We start from the raw sequence: 17,805 nt of genomic DNA, 5'->3' as shown, positions 1-17,805 counted from the left end.
CTCACTTGCGCCGTTTCATGCGCGGCTTCTTCTTCGGGCCGGGGCCACGCGGGGGACCGGGACGCTTCGACTTCGCGAGGGTCGCGCGGCGGGTGGAGGCCGACTTGCGGTGCGGGCGGACGACGCGCTTGGTGACTTCGGGCTCCTGGCTGGGGAACGCGAGTCGCCGAAGCATGCTCACTTCCTCCTCCGTGGCGGAGCGGGCGTGGCCGAGCGGCAAGCGACGGATGCGAATCGGCCCGATCGCGCTGCGTTCGAGGGTCATCACCTTGTGGCCGAAGCGAGCGAACATCCGGCGGATCTCGCGGTTGCGGCCTTCGTTCAAGACGAGCCGCAGTCGCGTCGAATCCCCCTTCGACCCGAGGCGATGAATCTCGCGAGCCCGGACCTTGCCCTCGGCGAGCCAAACCCCCTGAAGAAGCTGGTCGATGACGTCCTTGCCGACGCGTCCGGCGACGGTGATCGTGTAGCTCTTGGAGACGTTGAATCGCGGATGGGTCAGCCGGTTGGCCATCTCGCCGTCGTTGGTCAGCAGGATCAGTCCGGTGCTGTTTTCATCGAGACGGCCGACGGTGTAGATGCGTTTGCCGATGGGCGGGAGCAGGTCGAGCACGGTGGGGCGACCGTGGGTATCACGGCTGGTGCAGAGGTAGCCGGCGGGTTTGTTGACCAGCCAGTAGGCCTTCCGCTCGGCGGTGACCGATTCGTGGTCAACCTCGATCGACTGCTTCTCGGGATCGACGCGCAGGCCGAGTTCGCGCACCGGCTTGCCGTCGACGCTGACGCGCCCCGCGGCGATGATCTCATCGCAGTGACGCCGGGAGCCGACGCCCGCCGAGGCGAGGAACTTGTTCAAGCGGACGTGATCGTCCTTCGTTTCGTCCATGGTGTCCGCCAAGTGAGCGCGAGTCCGTTGGGGCGCGACTCCCGCGAGCGACTGCCGTCGATTCCCAAGGGAAGCATTGTACGAATCGGCGAAGATGGGGCGAAAACCGAGGTTCTGAACAATCTGTAGAACCGTCGTATTCTTGTAGTTGGCGTGGATTGGATGGTTGATAGGTCGTATGATGTGCGTTAAAAGGTTGTTTTGAGTGCGGATTGAATCATCTGTGATGTGTTGGAGGCGAACCGTTGAAGAATTATGCGTTTTGGAACAACAAAGGAGGTACCGGGAAAACGAGCTTGGCCTTCCAGGCTTCGAGCATGTACGCTGAGCAGAACCCATCGGAGAAGATCCTCATACTCGATCTGTGCCCCCAAGCGAATCTATCAGAGTTGTTTCTTGGTGGTTTGATGGGGAAAGGAAGTGAGAATCTTACGACCTTGCAAGGAGAGAACCCACGGCGAACGGTTGGTGGCTATTTCGACTTGAGATTGCCATCTCCATACTCTCCTCCAGATTTCGATGCTAAGAATTTCGCCTCGTCTTCAGAATTTGTGGGTCGATGGTGGCTCGGGGAGGTTCCCGAGATTGTGATAGAGAGCGTATTTGAGGGTGCTGGGGTCGCGAAAGCCGTAGGATCGGCGGGTCGTCAATTTGACCTTCAGATTCATTCCCTCGACGGCGCCCGCGGAAATCTCTCCTTTTGCCTCGAACCAATTGAAGATCTGCTCGGCGTGACGCTCGAGGGTTCGTGCCAGGTTGCGCATCGGTTCGATCCGTGTGCTCAAGGCCCGATCGAGCCACTCCTGGAAGAAGGATCCGATCCGCCAGGGAGCCTTGTAGTCCCAAAGCCGCTGGAAGTCTTCCTTCATCAGGTAGCACTTGACCGTCCTGAGGTTGTGCGTCAACAACTCGTTGAGACGAAGGACCTCCTTGCGTTTGAGGTTGCCGCGACGCTTGAGCAGCAGCCAACGCGTCCGCTTGAGCACCTCGAAGCCCTTGCGTTTGAGTTCGCGTGCCTCCTGGGCCCGCACCTTGTCGATCGCCTTGTTGAACAACTGCATGATGTGGAAGCGGTCGAGGATGTGCAGGGCCCCATTGGCCTCGCGAGCGATGACCGACAGGTAGGCCTTCCACATGTCGCTGCAGATGTACTTCAGCCGCTCGGTTCGCCGCCTGCCGAAGAAACGAAAGAAACGACCGAGCGTCTCCTTGGTCCGGTCTTGCCCGACCCAAAGCAGACGACGCGATCCGCGGTCGATCTGATAGACCAGGGTGAAGTACTGATGGCCCTTGCGGTAGGCGACCTCGTCGATGCCGATCGCCTCGATCCCTTCCAGGTCGCGATGGCGGATTCCCCAGCAAACCGCCATTTTCACCGCACGAAAGACGGTGTGCCAACTCGTGCCGAAAATCGCGGCGGTCTCGCGCCAGCTCAAGCGTTTGGCCCAACGGGCAAGGAACCATTGGAAGCTCGACGTCGTCCGCTCCTTGCCCGACGCCCAGGGAATGCGTTCCACCTTCACCCCGCAAGCAGGGCATGCGACCCGCCGCGCCGCGTAGACGAACCAGACCGCCAGGCCCCACAACGGCACGTGCTGAAAACGGCGTTCCGGCAAGTGGTCGTACGTGCCGCCACGATTCCCGCAACCCGAACAGATCGGCCGGCTGCGACGCCGTGGGCGAACCCGAACCAGCAGTCCCTCTTTCGACGAATCGGCCCAAGCCGCCGATTCGTAGACGAAACTCCCGTGACGCTCCAAGGCGTTGAGGATAACCTGAAGTCGCATCCCGTCTCTCGCGGCTGGCGTTTGAAGAAGTCCTTGCAAACTCCATCATGCGCCACTCGAGAGCGGGATGCTCTTTTTGGCCTCCTGCCGACTCCTCTCCTTTCCGCTTGACCAGTGGAACATCCTCCCCGCCAACGGCCAAGGAGGAGTCTTTGCCGGGCGACCGAAGCCGAGCCACGATGGCGAGGATGCAGGGCGAGCGAAGCGAGAAGACCAGGCAAAGCAGCAGCCGGACGCGGCCCTTGGCATACGGCGGTAACCTCCACTACCAAGCGGAACGGAGAAGACACTCACCACCCACAGATTTGGCAATAGAGCCAGAATTTCCTGTGTAGGCCTTTCACGTTTAATTCTTCAATACCAGGAAACATTCTGTTGCTAGCAGGTGATCCAATTCTTGAACTTCAATCGAATGCGATCGCCACACTTGCGAACGCACAGATCCCTGGCCAGAAGCCGTGGCTAGCGGTTGCGGATTGGATTTCAAACTTCATACACAACGTATCAGAAGACTTTGACACCGTGTTCATCGATACAAACCCGAGTTTTGCGATGTACACGCAGATTGCTTTGTCTGCAGCAAAGTCGCTTGTCTTGCCTGTCATGCCTGACGATTCGTCTCGACGAGCGGTTCAAAATGCGATCGCTCTGATTCATGGCCACAGGCTTCCTTCCGAGATGTACTCGGATTACTCGTTCACCACAAAGCTGAAGGACGACAACAGAGAGCTGCCGAGAATTCATCTGCTTGCAAAGAATCGATTGACGCAATACATGGGCGCCGCGTCAGCTTACGGCTCAGTCATGAGAGAGATTGAGAAGTACATTGAAGACGCCATGCGAGATAGGCCAGACATCTTCACCTTTTCGTCAATAGCGAACGGAGTTGAAGACATTCGGGACTTTGGGACGACAGGAGTCGTAGCATTTGCGCAAGGGAAACCATTTACTCAGCTCGCAACAGGAGCACACAATATAAGTGGTCGCAACACTCAAATTACAGGTGAAAACTTGAGGAAGTGTAGAGATGCGATGCAAGGAATCGTGCGACGTCTATAGGTGCCACTCGGTGTTCATTCTGGTGATTCGTTTTTCGAGGTAAGATTGGCGAGATGATCGGCGAGACGCTCGAGGGCGACGGTCGCGGCGACGACGTCGTGACGTTGGGAGGCTTCGCCGAGGAGTTCGACCGCTTGGTCAAGACCTCGAGTCTGGCCGCGGAACCAGGCGCGCTTTCCGGGCCCGGGTCGTTGGGCATTCCACTGCGGGACGAGCCCCGCCAATTCTCGCTGATGAAGCGACAAGGCTTCCCAGTCGTCGTTGTAGAACGCGACGAGGCACTCGCGGAGTCGTTCCTTGGTGGCGACGCGCAAGTCGTCGAGCGAGGCGCTCGGGGCAAGTTCGGTCGGTCCGGCATCGCGCTTCGCGACCGCTTCACAGCCTGTGAGAAGGAGGCAGACGAGGAGGAAGAGGCTAGTTGCCGGTCTGGGAAACCACCGACTGAGGCGGGTTGAAACCGGTGGTTGGCCCGGAGTTCTGGTACGGGTAGCCGAGGAAGTAACGAGCATCGCGGATTTCCGCCTGCACACTCGGCGGCGACGGGGTGGTCGGTACCCGATCTCCAGGCAGCGAAAGCCGTTCCCCGGCACACCCGGCCGAGAGGACCATTGATCCCAGGATAACTAGCTTGGACGTTCGCAACGCTCGTTCCCACCTCTGTTCGGACAAGGCACTATTGACCCTTATCACCCTCTTCGGCAGATCGCGTCGCGAACTTGAATGATAGTCGAAAAAAAAGTTCTTTCCCCTCCGATTCTCGCGAGGAGACAAGTTAGGGGGAAAGGGTGACTCCAAGGATCGTCACCTCGCCACTATTGGGATGCCACGTCGCTTCCGAGGCGGAGGCGGGAAGCAGCACCGTCGTTCCCTTGGGGAAACCGCGGCGTTCGGTGGGACTCTCCAACTCGACGAAGCCGTCGAGGATCATCCAGATCGAGAGCTTGTTCTCGTACGGATTGCGCAAGGGCGCCGAGAATCGGTAGCGGTCCATCGCGAAGAAGGGACTGCGAGAAAGCCCCTGGCCCTGGACACCGTCGGGGAATCCGGCGATCTCGGTCGGCTCGAGCGGGTGCAGGGGGCCGCGATTCCAGTCGATCGACTCGAGCGACTCCTCGATGTGAAGCTGGCGGGGGACGCCGTCGGTGCCGAGCCGGTTCCAGTCGAAGAGTCGAAAAGTGGCGTCGCTGGACTGCTGGACCTCGGCGATCATGACGCCGCCGCCGACGGTGTGGACGGTGCCGGCTTCGAGGAGCAGACAATCGCCCACTTTGGGCTGGAAGGAATAGAGGCACTCGTCGGTAGTGCCCGCCTCGAGGTGCCGCTGCAAGTCATCGCGGGTGACCCCCTCCTTGAGACCGGCGTAGATACGTCCTTCCGGCTGGACGTCGAGGACGACCCACGACTCGGTCTTGCCGCGTTCGTTGCCGAGCAGTCGGGCGGCGGTCTCGTCGTCGGGGTGAACTTGAACCGAGAGGAGCTTCTGGGCGTCGAGGAACTTGATCAGGAGGGGGAATTCATCGTTCTCGGGCCGGTTGGTGCCGTAGAGTTCCGCGGCGCGCTCGGCACAGAGGTCGGTGAGGAGCATTCCCTCGAAGGGGCCGTCGGCGACCCGGCTGACCGAGTGGCGATGAGCGCTGACTTCCCAAGACTCGCCGTAGGAACCGTCGTCGGGGAGGGTCTTGCCGAGAACCGACTCGAGCCGGCGTCCTCCCCAGATTTGAGGGCGAAGGTAGGGATCGAGGACCAACGGTGGAAGCGCCATGTCATCTCCAGCGGTAGAGGCCTACCGGCGCTGACAGGCAAGGATTCGTGTCAGTCCTCGAAGACGAAGTTCACGTTCTGTGATCCGCTCTTCTCGAACCGGCGATGCACGATCAGGAACTGCCTGTCGGCCAGCAATGTGTCCACATCGGCGAAGAACTGCCCAAGCATCGCGGCCTCCGAGGGGAAGAGCTGCTGATCGGGGCTGGGCTCCGAATTCTTCGACAGGAACAAGATATGATACGGCCCCGGCCGTGACACGCTGACTTCGAATTGACCGTCATCGCCGACATACCCGATATCGCCTCCCCACTGGCGGAGCTGATCGAGACCGGGCTTGTGCTGAAGCTGTTGATCTTGCGGCCGCAGTCCGAGCGCTTCGATCCGAACGTTGGGCTTCTTACCCGAGGGGAAGACGACAACGGTGCTTCCCACATCGCCCGCTTCGACACCATCCTTCGCGTATTGAATCGTCCCACGAACCTTGGGCTGTTCCTCGGGCGGAAGTTCCGGGCCGAGATCCTCGACCGCGGGATCCTCGGGCTCGGACTCTGAAGGCGCTTCGTTGACGGACGCGGTTGAGACACTCCGACTGGGAACGACGTAGCGACCAAAGACGACGCCCACGACCAAGGCCACCACCAGGCTCACGGCGAAGATCATCACCGACACCGTCCGGCCCTGGGTCGGTTCGGATGGAGGAGGTGCCAAGAGCGAGGCGTCGCCCGGCAGGGGAGCGGGAGCTTCGGTGCTGACCGGCTCGCTCTTCTCCTTCGGCTTGGGCGTCGCTTGAGGTCGCGGCGTCTTCGGTTCGGGACGTTCGAGCGTGGTCGACGCCGCCGCGGCGGCCGTGGTGGTGGGACGCGACCGCTTCGAGGGCCGGGGACGGGGAGAACCTTCGAGTAAGCTGTCGAAATCGCTCCGCTCCAGGATGGAGGGAGCGGGGGCCTCTTCCCGCGAAGACTCCGCGGGTTGCTCCTCTTCGATGGCTTCGACGTCCGACTCTTGCTCGGAAGCGGCGTTGGGCGCTTCGAACTCATCCTCGTAGGGAACGATATTCTCGGCCCCGCAACGGGGACAATTGATCTCCGTCCCCGCCTTGCGACGGGCGATTCCCATCAGTTGAGCACAGCTCGAGCAGCGAAACTTAATAGGCATTCTTGAAACCGAGTCGTTGAAAGGTCAGGATCAAAGACTGGCACGGAAGTCGTCTCCGACTTGTTTAGGGTACGTCGTCGCTGGCCGATTCTCAATCGTTTCTTTGCGGCGGCGCGGGGGCCGTCCCTTCGATCAGAGCGTTTTCGCCGGTCACGTCGAGTTCGAGGATCGTGGCGCCATGGAGTTTCTTTCCCCCCTTTCCGTTTGGGGATGGTCGGCGGCGCTCGCGGCCCCGGTGGCGATCGTCGCACTCTATTTTCTCAAGCTCAGGCGGCATCCCGTCGAGGTCTCCAGCACGCTCCTTTGGCGTCGCTCGATCGAGGACCTACGGGTCAACACCTTCTGGCAACGACTGCGCCGAAATATCCTCCTGCTGTTGCAACTCCTGGTCGTGATGGCGCTGCTCGCGGCGCTGCTGCGACCGACCCTCGCCGCGACCAAGACCGGACGACGATTGATTTTGCTGCTCGACAACTCCGCGAGCATGTCGGCGACCGATGGTGCGACGAGCGGCGGGGCCTCGAGTCGCCTCCAACTCGCCAAGTCCAAAGCGACTCAACTCGTCGAACAGATGCGCGACGGCGACGCGGCGATGGTCATCGCCTTTAGCAACGTCGCCCGCGTCGTCAGTCCCTACACCGCCAATCAGGCCGAGCTTCGCAACGCGATCGCGTCGATCGAGCCGACCGCAAGGCAGACCGACATCCGCGAGGCGCTTTCGGTCGCCAGCGGGCTCGCCAATCCGCAGAAGGCAGGCGAGGAAGACCCGGAAGCCGTTCCCGCCGACCTCTACCTCTACAGTGATGGTCGCTTCGACACGCCCGAGGAACTCGCGCTGGGAAACCTCTCGTTAACCTACCTCGCGATGGGGACATCCGATCGCAACGCGGGCATCGTCGCTTTCTCCGCGCGTCCCGATCCGCTCGATCCGGATCGGATGACCCTCTTCGCACGATTGGCCAATCCGGGGAGCGAGCCCATCGAGGGATCGGCGGTCCTCGCGGTCGATGGGCGGACGATCGACGTCCAGTCGGTCAAGATCCCCGAGGGAGGCGAGCAGGCGCTGCGGTTCGTTGTCGGTTCGGGCGAGCGGGAGGTCTTCGAGCTTCGCCTCGAGGTGGAGGATGATCTCGCCGTCGACAATCGGGCGTGGACGGTGGTCAACCCGCCTCGCAAGGCCCGCGTTCTGGTGGTGGGGGATGACGATCCGCCGCTCGAGGCGGTTCTTCGGACCGAGGCGATGGGGCGCTGGGCGACGATCGAACGGCAGCCGGCGTCGTTCGCCGATCGCGACCTGGCCAGCGATGTCTCCGTGGCCGACTACGACCTGATCATCTTTGATCGCTGCACGCCCAAGTCGATGCCCGAGACCAACACCTTCTTTCTGGGAGCGTTGCCGCCGACGTTCGATGTTGGTCAAACGGAGATGACCCCCGCTCCGGCGATCGTGACCGTCGACACGAGTCATCCGGTGATGCGTCTGCTCAGCCTCGACGACGTCGCGGTGACCGAGTCGATCAAGGTCGCGCCCCCGCGCGGAGCGAGTCTGCTCGTCGAGAGCGATCGCGGGCCGCTGATCTTCGCGTTGGAACGCGGCGTCATGACCGACCTGGTCCAGACCTTTCCGTTGCTCGGGCTCGATGGGGCTTGGCAGACCGATTGGCCGCTCAAGTTGAGTTTTCCTCTCTATGTCGTCAATGCGATCCGGTTCCTGGGAGGCGTCGACGTCGAAGGAGGACCGAGCACGCGTCCGGGGGAGCCGATCGAGATCCGAACGGGGGGCAGCGAGGAAGTGGCGGTGGTGACCCTTCCCGACCAGCGCCGCGTCGAACTCGAGAAACGACGCGGGGGGCGGGCGATGCTTCTCGAGACGGAGGAGCCCGGGGTCTACCGAATCGAGTCGGACGAGGAGGTACGGCTGAGCACCGTCAATCTCTTCGACCGTGCGGAGACCTCCATTGGGCCGAGGGAAACGATCACCATCGGGGCGGTGGAGACGACCGACGCTCGCAGCGACTTGAGCTTTCGTTGGGAGTTTTGGCGTCCCCTGGCGGTGCTCGCGTTTCTCCTCCTTCTCTTCGAGTGGTACGTCTACCATCGCCGGGTGGCGATCTAGCCGATCATCGCGTCATCGCTTTGATCGTCAGTTCGTTCGAGCCTTCGTTGACGGTCGCTCGCAACGGCGAGGTGGCCTGGGCACGGAAAATCTTGGGAAAGGCTTTCGTGTCACCCTCAGGCTGCTTGCTTCGTTCGGGATTCTTGATCAAATCCTCGTCGGAAGGAGTGCTCATCGGCTTGAGGGGCAAGGGGCCGAACATCACCTGATAGTCTCCGGTGGGGATGGCCGGTCTACCATTGCCATTGATCAGTTTGAACGTTCCGTCGGAGCCGATCTTGCTCCAGCCGCCGAATCCCTTGTTACCGACGAAGGTGATCTTCCCGCCCATGACGGGGTTGCCGTTTAGGAGCAGCTTGCCCTCGACGGTGCCGGAGGGCCCGAGGTCCGAGGCGCCACAACCAGTCACCAGTGTCACGAGCGACAACGTCAGAAGCGACTTGATCGGACAGTTGGTCATCGAAACGAGTCTCCATGGCGATGTTTCGGTTCTTCAGAATTCGACCAGCTCGCCATCGTCGCGCGTTGCCAAGCGTTTGAGCGCCAGCAAGTCAAATCCCTCCGACAAGAAGTGAACCGATCCATCGAGCATCAGGATGTTGGCACCGCCACCGTGAGTGCTGTTGAACGGAAGGTTTTGGGGATTGTTGGAACTGATTCCATCGAGTATGCCGTCCGCTCGCGCGAAGAACTTGTTGCCGATCGGATAGCGAACAGTCGTGAGATTCCAAAGGCGCCCGATGTTGTTGCCCGACGGTTGAGCTCCCATTTGGAAACCGTGACCACAGGATGGACTGACGATCTCTTGCCCGGAACCGTCGATCACGGTGAAGTAGTCGGTTGCTTCGCCGGCGATCATGGTCTTCGCGGTTCCATCGGTGACTTCGGCGAGGCGGATGCTCTCGTTGTGCATCAAGAGGCCTCCTCGTGAGTAGATGGGATCGTTGCTTCCCCTGGCACCGTCGGCGCAGCAATTGGCGCCGGTTTGCGTCCTCGTTTCCGTGAACCCACCGCCAGGAGCGGCACCGGAGACACCCATGTAGGAGGGGTCTTGGGAGAGCATTCCTTCGTCGCCCATTTCGTCCACCGGCGACGACGGACAACGCATGACTGGAAAACGAACACCCCGGAGCAGATCCCTGTTGACGGCCGCGCTCCAACCCGACCACGCCACTTCGGCGTCGAATCCGTCATAGATCGCTTGCTGGTCGAGATAGGGCATCATTCCGATCCACCACGAGTGGCCGATGGAGGCGCCCGATCCGTCGACATTCCCAATCGGCAGCGTCCCGTGCGACTCGGCGTAGGAATTGAACGCCACACCGAGTTGCTTCAAATTGCTCTGGCACTGCATTTTTCTCGCCGCTTCGCGAGCCTGTTGCACGGCGGGAAGGAGCAGGCCCACCAGGATGCCGATAATCGCGATCACAACCAGTAGTTCCACCAACGTGAATCCCGACGTGCCTGGCCGGCGTTTCATGGGATACTCCTTTTGATGAGCGATGGGCGACAAAAGAATAAGGTGATTTGCAGTATAGCTGGTTCGACTCTTGCATGAAAGAGGCGGTCGCTCAACGCGATCAGCCACGCTCTGATCGCCCCCGCCGTCGATTGATCGTCGGTTCGCGCGAACGCGTGTCGCATCCCCCCTCCGGGTGTCACGTTCCCGTCTCGTCGTGGGGACGCGGAGAAGACCCGGTAGGGCGGACCCTTGATCGTGCTTCCTCGGATTTCGCTTCTGACCCGCCTCGCTTGACAACCTCCCCGACCCATCTAGGGTGACACGTCGCTTGACCCACCGAGTCGCTTACCGGCTCGCTCCGTTTCTTCCCGAGGATGCCCTTTTCGGGGAAAGCCTGGGAGGGGCGATTCGCTATAACCCCCGGTAAGCGGACGATGGGGACCGTCGGCTCGAATCGACGAACCCCGTCTTCGCGAGGGGGCTTTCCCTTCCCAGAGATCAACAACCCACGGCGACAATGACGAACACCATGGCAACCGACCCGAGCGAATCGACCGAGCACAAGCAGGAGCCGCCCGCGGACCTTCCCGCGGTCAAGCCACCGACGACGGGCTTCTTTCTGCAACTCTTCGTACTCCCCGCGGTGATCGTCTTTGGGATCATGCTGGTTTGGTTTCTTTTCGGGAAGCTCGCCCACAACGATCGCTCGGTCGAAGGCTACGTCGAAGCGATTAAGAGTGGCGGTGGCGAACGTTGGAAGGCGGCTCACGACCTGACGCACTTGCTGCGTTCGGGGTCGGTGCACACGAAGAACCTCGAACTTGCCGTCAGCCTCAAGGGGTTGCTCGAGAACCAGTTGGCGACTGAGGAAACCGAGGAGAACGGACGTCGACGTCCCAGAGCCGCCGAACCGGACGACGAAGAGCGTTTGCGGCTGGTGGAGTACCTCTGCGGCGCGCTGGGATGCTTCGAGTTCACGATTGGCGTTCCCGCTCTGCGCCGCGCCGCGGAACCCGAGCAGCCCTTCCTGATTCGCAAGGCGGCGTTGGTCTCGATCGCGCGACTCGCCGATCAACTTGGCGACGTCGATGACCCGAACGTCGTTCCCGAGGTCGTGGAGTACTCGCGTGAGGACGATCAGCAGGTTCGGGAGGTCGCGACCTACACACTCGGATTCTTGGATGACAGTCGTTCGGTCTCGGCGCTCAAGGCGGCGCTGAACGACCCGTCGGTTCACGTGAGGATCAATGCCTCGGTCGCGTTGGCGTCCCACGGCGATGAGGCGGCGATCCCGGCGCTAAGCCAACTGCTGGACGTTGCTCAACTGGCCGAGCAATTTCAGACGGAAGGATCGTCCACGGAAGAGGCGAGTGTGGAGAAAGCGAGGCTGACGGTCGCGGTGGCGCTCGCGGCTCTCAAGCGGCTCGCGGAACGCAATCCCAACGCGGATCTATCATCCATTCGTACTAGTGTCGAACGCCTAGCGGGCGATGAGTCGGGCTTTCTGAGGGTTCGTGCGAAAGAGGTCTTGGTCGCGATGCCCGGCGAGGCATCGACGGCCCAGTAAGAGGGAAGTGTGCTCAATGGCTGACAACGACAAGCGTGCTAAAATCGCCAAGGAATTGGCCAAATCCTACAACATGGAACTCGAAACGGTCATCAACTACATGGCCAACTCGGTCGCCCTCGACGGAGTTCGCGCCGAGGAAATCAAGAAGTCGCTCCAGGCGGAAGTTCAAGACGAACTGACGCATGCCTCCCAACTCGCCAGTCGCATCAAGACGATCGGCGGCCGTATTCCCGGGTCGAAGCAGCTCGCGTTCGATCAGGACAGCCTACAACCGCCCGAGGACACGACCGATGTCGTCGCGGTGATCAAGGGAGTGATTGACGCCGAGGATGGCGCGATCAAGCAGTACAACAAACTGATCAAGTTGTGTGATGGGATCGACTACGTGACCCAGGACCTGTGCATCACGTTGCTCGCCGACGAGGAAGAGCATCGGCGGATCTTCACGGGGTACCTCACCGAGTACCAGAAGCGAGGCAGCTAAGCGCAAGCTTCGGCACCGAGTGTAACCGAAGATCGAACTCCTCAACGGCCGGGCACTGTCCCGGTCTATTTCAATGGGAGTGAAGTGGGTCGAGAGCGACGTGTGGCGATCATCAACTGCTGATCGAGAACGACGGGATGAAGATGCGGTCGATCAGCATGCGCTTGGCGGTGAATGAGGTGCGAATCGACTCGAGGATGCGGTACTTGAGGGTCGTGAGCCCGGGCTGGCGAAACTCGCGGTAGTCAGCGCTGCGGATCGTTCGGACGATCGCTTCCCGAACCCGTTGGCGGCGCTTCTCGTAGAGGACGTTGAACTCGGCTTCGCCATCGAAGGGGACCAGGGCCGCGACCGCGACGTCGACCGTCATCGGCGGCCCGGGAAAGCTGTCATTGCGTTCGCGGTACTCGCCCAACGAGACTTCCACGCCGTCGGCGAGCGGTTGTCCATCGACGCCGGTCGCGCGCACATCGGCGACCTTGGGCTTTTTCTCCTCGGCGTCCTTGCCGTCCTCGCTGTCGACGCTGTAGAAGGCAAGCAAGACCCCCTCGAGCAAGAAGATCCCCCCCAAGAGGAAGAGCCCAATATTGCGCTTCACGAATTCCACGTGTTCGCTCCTCGCCCCGAGATCGTCTAGCGATGTCGAGGGCTCCGCTCCTAGATCTGGTAGACGTCGAAATTCGGAATGATCACGCCCTGGACGGAGGGTTTCTCGCGCCCGATGATCTCGCGGATCGCTTTGGTGATCTGCGCCTTGACGTACTCGAGATCGTCCTCGCGCAGATCCTCCGGTCGGGCCTGCCGAATGACAATGGTGATCGCTTCCTTGATCTTGTTCGTGTTAAGCTCGTAGGCGGTCGAGAACTCCTCTTCAAGGCTCTTCTCCACCGCGGCGAAGACCGTGAAGTCGACACGGAGGGGCAATCCGGGCTCTTCGTGGTTGGTGACGGTGAAGCTGCCGATTTCAATCTCAGCCAAATCGACGACGGCGACTTCCTTCTCGGTGTCGGCGGCGGCTTCCTCTCCCGAGGAGAGCACCAGAGATAGGAAGACACCTTCCACGAGTAGCGACGCGATCAGAATGATCACAAAAAATCGGTACTTCTGGAGGAGCTGCATCAGTCGGCCCTTGATCCTACTCTGGGGACTCTTCCTGATCCCGAAGGCCTGTCGGTGCCGGGACTCGTTTGGGTACACCGAGGGTTATTTCAGCTAAACTATAGCTGACGTTCTTGGATGTGTCTGGGAATGGGAGAAACTTCACGAGATTCGGGCACGGAGTGGAGTGACTAGTTGTGGCCACGCTTCGGATGAGGAACGTACTGGAGGCTACGGACATACTCGACGACCCGACGGACGACCTCCTCCGGCTCCTCGCGCACCATCACTTTATCACCATCTCGCAAGGTAAGAAGCGTGTCCGGCGTTTTTTCAATGAACTTAATCAATTCTGAATTAAGCACAAACGCTTGACCGTTCAGTCGCGTCAGTTTGATCACGTCGACTTCCCCGTCATCCGCTCTTCGCCGTTGAGCATCCGCAAGTAGCTCTCGTAGCGCCCCCAAGTAATGAGCCCTTCGGCGACCGCGGTCTTAATGGCGCAGTCCTCTTCATGCAGGTGCTGGCATCCTGGGAACCGGCAGTGAATGGTGAAGGCGCGGAACTCGATGAAATGCCCGTGCACCTCCTCGGGCTCGATGTCGGCGAGCTCGAACTGCCGAATGCCAGGTGTATCGATCACGGTCCCGCCATCCTCCAAACGGAGCAGTTGGGCGGTCGTCGTCGTGTGCTTTCCCTTCCCCGACTTGTCGCTGATGTTCCCGACCTTGAGATGGAGACTGGGATCGAGGGCGTTGAGCAGTGAACTCTTTCCGACGCCGCTCTGCCCGACGATGACCGTCTGACTTCCCGCAAGCATTCGCTTGAGCAAGTCGAGGCCTTGGCCGGTCGAGGCGCTCGCCAGAATGATGTCATAGCCGAGCTGACTGTAGAGACCCATGATGGGCATGATGACGCGCGTCTTAATGAGATCGGCCTTGTTCAAACAGATCAGGGGGCGGACGCCGCCGAGTTCGGCCGTGACCAGGTAGCGGTCGATTAAGTTCGGTTTGAGCACCGGTTCCAAGAGCGAGCCGACGATCAGTACCCGGTCGACGTTGGCGGCGATGACTTGTTCGCGATGCCGGTAGCGTCTGGTCAGCATCCCGCCGCGTGGCTCGACGCTGACGATCATCCCCTCGTCGTTGGGAGCGGGGCGAAACCAGACCCAGTCGCCGGTGGCGATAACGCTGCGTTCGTCGATCTGCAACGACTTGAGCAGCCGACGGGTGTAGCAACGGCGGGTCGTTCCCTCTTCGGTCACCACGACACAGTGGAGCCCTTGAACCATTAGGACGCGGCCTCGTTCGCAATCCTCGGTGACGGCGAGCGAATTGGTTTCGGTGTCGATCTGGACGGTACGCTTGCGGGAGACGCCTCCCTTGGCGCGCACGCGTTCTCCCTTTGCGCTAAGCGCGTCGGCGTCCTCGTCTTGATGATACGCGCGGGTCAGGTCGCCATCGCGCCGTCGGGAGGTGCGATTCTTCTGGAGGGCGACGCGCATCTTTCGTTTCTTCGCCATGTCCTCATGGTAGCAAAATGCCTCAATGAGTGAGGGAGACTTCGCGGTGCGGCAGGTTGGAGGTTGTCCGTCGGGCTTTCGGATTTTGAAGGACGGGTCCTCGGTATCGAGAGCCCGCCCCCTCTTCATTCCCCCTTGGACAAAGGAGGGACACTAGTGCTCCCCCTTGTCCAAGGGGGAGTTAGAGCGGGTCTTCTTCCTCACGCGGATCGATCCAGCTTTCGGCGGTCCCGAAGCCTTGTCCGATGGGAAGCAGGAGGGGGCTTCTTCCAACGTCGTTCGCGAGGGAACCGATGACTTGGCGGCGACCCCAGTCGTCCGGAATCCCCGACGAAGCCTAGAACGAGGTGTTGGCGGCGTCGAAGGGGGCCATTTCGGGAGAGAAGTTCTCGAAACGCGTCAGCTCCTTGCGGAAGGTCAGCCGCACGTCGCCGACCGGGCCACTTCGCTGTTTGGCGACGATGACGTCGGCGAGCCCCGGATTCTCGTCGGCGTTGTACGCGTCGTCGCGATGCAGCAGCAGAACCGCGTCGGCATCCTGCTCGATACTTCCACTTTCTCGAAGGTCGGCCATGCGCGGACGGTGGCCTTCACGCGACTCGACCGAGCGATTGAGCTGCGAAAGAGCGATGACGGGAACGTCGAGTTCCTTCGCGAGGTTCTTGATCCGCCGCGAGATCACGCTGATCTGCTCCTGGCGACTGGCGGTACGGTCGTCGGCCTCGATGAGCTGCAAGTAGTCGATCACGATCATGGAGAGCTTGTCGCCGTGCCGGCGCCGTTCCCGTTCCAGCCGCCGCGCCGACGAAGCAATGCGGAGCATCGATTGCCCCGGCGTGTCGTCGATGTAAATCGGGGCGTTGCTGAGTTCCTCGGAGGCGTGGATGAGCTTCTGCATGTCATCGGCGCCCGTTCGTCCTTTCCGCAGCATGTGGCCGTTCACTTGAGCGCGGGCGCAAAGCATACGCTCGGCCAATTCGAGCGCCGACATTTCCAAGCTGCAAAAGAGGACCGGCATATTGTTCTCGAGGGCCGCGTGCTCGACGAGGTTGAGGGCGAACGCGGTCTTTCCCATCGCCGGCCGGGCGGCCACGACGATCATCTCCGAACCTTTCCACCCGTCGGTCATCTCGTCGAGGTCGGAAAAGCCGCTTGGGACTCCGCCGAGGGCGAGCCCGTCGCGATCGTGCCGCAAGCTAATCCGGTCGAAGACCCCCTTGATGGCCGAGGCCAAATCGATGGTGGTGGCGCTGCTGCCATCCTCGAGGATCCGGAAGATCTTCTTCTCGGACTCCGCCATCAAGTCGTCGGGTCGCGTCGACTCGTCGTAGGCGTCGCGAAGGATCTCGGTGCAGGCATGAATCAGATGGCGCGCGACTGCCTTCTCGCGAACGATCTGCGCGTAGTGCAGGACGTTGGCGGCGGTGAGCGTCTCGTCGTAGATCTCGACGATCGCGGGGGCTCCGCCGACATCGAGCAACTGGCCGCGACGGGCGAGTTCCTCCCCCAGCGTCAACGGATCGACGGGATGGTTCTCGTTGGAGAGATCGACGACGGCCTCGTACATCGTGCGGTGGTGGGCACTGTAGAAGTCGTCGACGCCGAGCTTGGGCAGGACGTCGGCAATGCACTCGTTGTCACGCAGGATGCTCCCGAGCACGGCCCGCTCGGCGGCGAGGTTCTGCGGCGGCAACGTCTCCGAGAGAAGCTCTCGGGTCGACTTGGTCATCTTGCGCGAGGCGCTGCGAGTCGTCTTGGCCGCCATGGGGGGCATCCTTGCGCTGACTGAGATTCGAGGAGAGCGCAGCCGCGTTGGGCGGGCCAATCACTCTCGAGGTGGCTCCGAATCGTGAGGGAGCTAGAGCTTGCTAGGTAATGTCGACGACCTAGATTACTTGGGCGAGCGGCCGCTGGCAACGCCCCAGATCGCGAGATTTCGGTGGTCCTTTCGGGACCTGGACTTGCGCTCGAACCAAGCCGGATGATGTTGGGCTCTCTGGTAGATCAGCCCATTGCTTGACTCTTCGAGGACCGAGCGGCGCGTGTGTCAGGCAGTGGCCCGAGCAACGGGAACATCGTGGTAGCGGGCATCGATGGCCAACGGAAATAGTGGGTCAAGACCCACCCTACTCCAGGTTGCTTTCAGGTAGGTCAGGCCATTGCCTGCCGTTTGGAGAACCGAGCGGCGCGCGTGCCAAGTAGCGGCCCGACCTACGGAACATCCTTAGGAGCGGGCGGCGGTTGCGAAAGGAAAATGGCGGGGCAGGGCCCCGCCGGGCGTCAGGCGGTGGGAGCTTCCGCGTTGTTCGGAACGACCCAGACCTTGACCTCCGAGGTGACTTCGCCGGCAAGCTGAAGCGCGACGTTGTAGAGGCCGAGCTCCTTGAGCGGGCCTTCGAGGCGGACTTGATCCGCGGTGATCTCGAATTTTTCCTTCTTCAAGGCGTCGACGATGTCGGTCGCGGTGACCGAGCCGTAGAGGTGGCCTTCCTCGTTGGCGTTGGCCTCGATGGTCACACTGACCTTCTCGAGCTTCTTGGCCAAGACCTGAAGGTCGGCGACACGAGCAAGACGCAAGGCTTCGACCTTGGCCTTGTGCTTCTCGATGCGAAGAAGGGCCTCGGGCGTGACGTAGGTCGCCATGCCCTGCGGGATCAGATAGTTGCGGCCGTAGCCCGGCTTGACTTCGACGAGGTCCCCTTGCTGCCCGAGATCGAGAACCGGCTCGATGAGGATGAGCTGCATGCCCCCGTGCGGCCCGCGCGGCATCTGACGGCGTTTGCGAATCTTCTTGGGGAACCGATTCACTTCAGGCTCGGTACGCCCCTTCTTCTGCTTCTTCGACTTCTTGCTGGTTTGTTGGGACATCGGATTACTCTCGAAATCAGATACGTCTTACGAT

17 protein-coding genes and 1 pseudogene are annotated in these 17,805 nt (G+C 61.1%); 5 read left to right on the top strand and 13 right to left on the bottom strand.

Annotated features, from left to right (window positions below; all coding sequences use genetic code 11):
* Position 1 precedes the first annotated feature (1 nt).
* A complete protein-coding gene (locus Pan216_RS22230) occupies positions 2-886 on the bottom strand; it encodes a pseudouridine synthase (RefSeq protein WP_145261503.1) in 885 nt (294 codons plus the stop codon).
* Positions 887-1,131: 245 nt separating this feature from the next.
* Between Pan216_RS22230 and Pan216_RS22225 the strand changes: the two are divergent.
* A pseudogene (locus Pan216_RS22225) lies at positions 1,132-1,419 on the top strand (ParA family protein); the annotation flags it as partial.
* Between the two features lie 9 nt (positions 1,420-1,428).
* On the opposite strand, the gene Pan216_RS22220 reads toward Pan216_RS22225, so the two are convergent.
* Positions 1,429-2,673 (bottom strand): ISL3 family transposase, encoded by a 1,245-nt coding sequence (locus tag Pan216_RS22220; protein ID WP_145257924.1) that lies wholly within the window; start codon positions 2,671-2,673, stop codon positions 1,429-1,431.
* A gap of 375 nt (positions 2,674-3,048) precedes the next feature.
* Here Pan216_RS22220 and Pan216_RS22210 point away from each other — a divergent pair, with 375 nt between their 5' ends.
* Positions 3,049-3,732, top strand: a complete 684-nt coding sequence (locus Pan216_RS22210; RefSeq protein WP_419192847.1) for a ParA family protein — start codon at positions 3,049-3,051, stop codon at positions 3,730-3,732.
* Between the two features lie 14 nt (positions 3,733-3,746).
* Here the strand turns inward: Pan216_RS22210 and Pan216_RS22205 are convergent, their stop codons facing one another.
* From Pan216_RS22205 to Pan216_RS22195, 3 genes are all read right to left on the bottom strand, one after another.
* Positions 3,747-4,241: a hypothetical protein gene (locus tag Pan216_RS22205; protein WP_145261499.1), complete on the bottom strand. Its 495-nt coding sequence runs from the start codon at positions 4,239-4,241 to the stop codon at positions 3,747-3,749.
* Between the two features lie 263 nt (positions 4,242-4,504).
* Positions 4,505-5,494, bottom strand: a complete 990-nt coding sequence (locus tag Pan216_RS22200; RefSeq protein ID WP_145261497.1) for a type I phosphomannose isomerase catalytic subunit — start codon at positions 5,492-5,494, stop codon at positions 4,505-4,507.
* A gap of 50 nt (positions 5,495-5,544) precedes the next feature.
* Positions 5,545-6,651: a hypothetical protein gene (locus Pan216_RS22195; RefSeq protein ID WP_145261495.1), complete on the bottom strand. Its 1,107-nt coding sequence runs from the start codon at positions 6,649-6,651 to the stop codon at positions 5,545-5,547.
* 178 nt (positions 6,652-6,829) lie between these two features.
* Between Pan216_RS22195 and Pan216_RS22190 the strand changes: the two genes are divergently transcribed.
* Entirely contained in the window at positions 6,830-8,767 is a 1,938-nt protein-coding gene (locus tag Pan216_RS22190) for a vWA domain-containing protein (RefSeq protein WP_145261493.1), read from the top strand.
* A 4-nt stretch (positions 8,768-8,771) separates the two neighbouring features.
* On the opposite strand, the gene Pan216_RS22185 is transcribed toward Pan216_RS22190, so the two are convergent.
* Positions 8,772-9,227 (bottom strand): hypothetical protein, encoded by a 456-nt coding sequence (locus tag Pan216_RS22185; RefSeq protein WP_145261491.1) that lies wholly within the window; start codon positions 9,225-9,227, stop codon positions 8,772-8,774.
* A 33-nt stretch (positions 9,228-9,260) separates the two neighbouring features.
* Positions 9,261-10,247, bottom strand: a complete 987-nt coding sequence (locus Pan216_RS22180; RefSeq protein ID WP_145264261.1) for a DUF1559 domain-containing protein — start codon at positions 10,245-10,247, stop codon at positions 9,261-9,263.
* Positions 10,248-10,758: 511 nt separating this feature from the next.
* Between Pan216_RS22180 and Pan216_RS22175 the strand changes: the two genes are divergently transcribed.
* A complete protein-coding gene (locus tag Pan216_RS22175) occupies positions 10,759-11,796 on the top strand; it encodes a HEAT repeat domain-containing protein (protein ID WP_419192846.1) in 1,038 nt (345 codons plus the stop codon).
* A 16-nt stretch (positions 11,797-11,812) separates the two neighbouring features.
* Positions 11,813-12,283 (top strand): ferritin-like domain-containing protein, encoded by a 471-nt coding sequence (locus tag Pan216_RS22170; protein WP_145261487.1) that lies wholly within the window; start codon positions 11,813-11,815, stop codon positions 12,281-12,283.
* Positions 12,284-12,395: 112 nt separating this feature from the next.
* Here the strand turns inward: Pan216_RS22170 and Pan216_RS22165 are convergent, their stop codons facing one another.
* From Pan216_RS22165 to rplI, 6 genes are all read right to left on the bottom strand, one after another.
* Complete coding sequence (locus tag Pan216_RS22165; RefSeq protein WP_145261485.1) at positions 12,396-12,890, bottom strand: flagellar basal body-associated FliL family protein; 495 nt, start codon at positions 12,888-12,890, stop codon at positions 12,396-12,398.
* Between the two features lie 50 nt (positions 12,891-12,940).
* Positions 12,941-13,402 (bottom strand): flagellar basal body-associated FliL family protein, encoded by a 462-nt coding sequence (locus tag Pan216_RS22160; protein ID WP_145261483.1) that lies wholly within the window; start codon positions 13,400-13,402, stop codon positions 12,941-12,943.
* Positions 13,403-13,572: 170 nt separating this feature from the next.
* Positions 13,573-13,782 (bottom strand): flagellar FlbD family protein, encoded by a 210-nt coding sequence (locus Pan216_RS22155; protein WP_145261480.1) that lies wholly within the window; start codon positions 13,780-13,782, stop codon positions 13,573-13,575.
* The gene (gene rsgA / locus Pan216_RS22150; RefSeq protein WP_145261478.1) at positions 13,779-14,903 is read right to left on the bottom strand and encodes a ribosome small subunit-dependent GTPase A; all 1,125 of its coding nucleotides are present in this window, start codon (positions 14,901-14,903) and stop codon (positions 13,779-13,781) included. Before rsgA ends, Pan216_RS22155 begins: the two co-directional genes overlap by 4 nt.
* A gap of 337 nt (positions 14,904-15,240) precedes the next feature.
* Entirely contained in the window at positions 15,241-16,668 is a 1,428-nt protein-coding gene (gene dnaB / locus Pan216_RS22145) for a replicative DNA helicase (protein WP_419192845.1), read from the bottom strand.
* Between the two features lie 515 nt (positions 16,669-17,183).
* Entirely contained in the window at positions 17,184-17,771 is a 588-nt protein-coding gene (gene rplI / locus Pan216_RS22140; protein WP_145261474.1) for a 50S ribosomal protein L9, read from the bottom strand.
* Between the last annotated feature and the right edge of the window lie 34 nt (positions 17,772-17,805).

The organism is Kolteria novifilia (assembly GCA_007748055.1).
In the GTDB taxonomy this organism is placed as follows: domain Bacteria; phylum Planctomycetota; class Planctomycetia; order Kolteriales; family Kolteriaceae; genus Kolteria; species Kolteria novifilia.
The sequence above is the reverse complement of the archived record's forward strand: the minus strand, read 5'-3'. Positions and strand labels throughout refer to the sequence as shown.

Excerpts from the sequence above, each read along its gene's own strand:
- Pan216_RS22195 (WP_145261495.1), bottom strand. The coding sequence starts at position 6,651 with ATGCCTATTAAGTTTCGCTGCTCGAGCTGTGCTCAACTGATGGGAATC.
- Pan216_RS22220 (WP_145257924.1), bottom strand. The coding sequence starts at position 2,673 with ATGCGACTTCAGGTTATCCTCAACGCCTTGGAGCGTCACGGGAGTTTC.
- Pan216_RS22200 (WP_145261497.1), bottom strand. The coding sequence starts at position 5,494 with ATGGCGCTTCCACCGTTGGTCCTCGATCCCTACCTTCGCCCTCAAATC.
- Pan216_RS22230 (WP_145261503.1), bottom strand. The coding sequence starts at position 886 with ATGGACGAAACGAAGGACGATCACGTCCGCTTGAACAAGTTCCTCGCC.
- Pan216_RS22175 (WP_419192846.1), top strand. The coding sequence starts at position 10,759 with ATGGCAACCGACCCGAGCGAATCGACCGAGCACAAGCAGGAGCCGCCC.
- Pan216_RS22160 (WP_145261483.1), bottom strand. The coding sequence starts at position 13,402 with ATGCAGCTCCTCCAGAAGTACCGATTTTTTGTGATCATTCTGATCGCG.
- Pan216_RS22185 (WP_145261491.1), bottom strand. The coding sequence starts at position 9,227 with ATGACCAACTGTCCGATCAAGTCGCTTCTGACGTTGTCGCTCGTGACA.
- rsgA (WP_145261478.1), bottom strand. The coding sequence starts at position 14,903 with ATGGCGAAGAAACGAAAGATGCGCGTCGCCCTCCAGAAGAATCGCACC.
- Pan216_RS22170 (WP_145261487.1), top strand. The coding sequence starts at position 11,813 with ATGGCTGACAACGACAAGCGTGCTAAAATCGCCAAGGAATTGGCCAAA.
- Pan216_RS22190 (WP_145261493.1), top strand. The coding sequence starts at position 6,830 with ATGGAGTTTCTTTCCCCCCTTTCCGTTTGGGGATGGTCGGCGGCGCTC.
- Pan216_RS22180 (WP_145264261.1), bottom strand. The coding sequence starts at position 10,247 with ATGAAACGCCGGCCAGGCACGTCGGGATTCACGTTGGTGGAACTACTG.
- Pan216_RS22205 (WP_145261499.1), bottom strand. The coding sequence starts at position 4,241 with ATGCTCGTTACTTCCTCGGCTACCCGTACCAGAACTCCGGGCCAACCA.
- rplI (WP_145261474.1), bottom strand. The coding sequence starts at position 17,771 with ATGTCCCAACAAACCAGCAAGAAGTCGAAGAAGCAGAAGAAGGGGCGT.
- dnaB (WP_419192845.1), bottom strand. The coding sequence starts at position 16,668 with ATGGCGGCCAAGACGACTCGCAGCGCCTCGCGCAAGATGACCAAGTCG.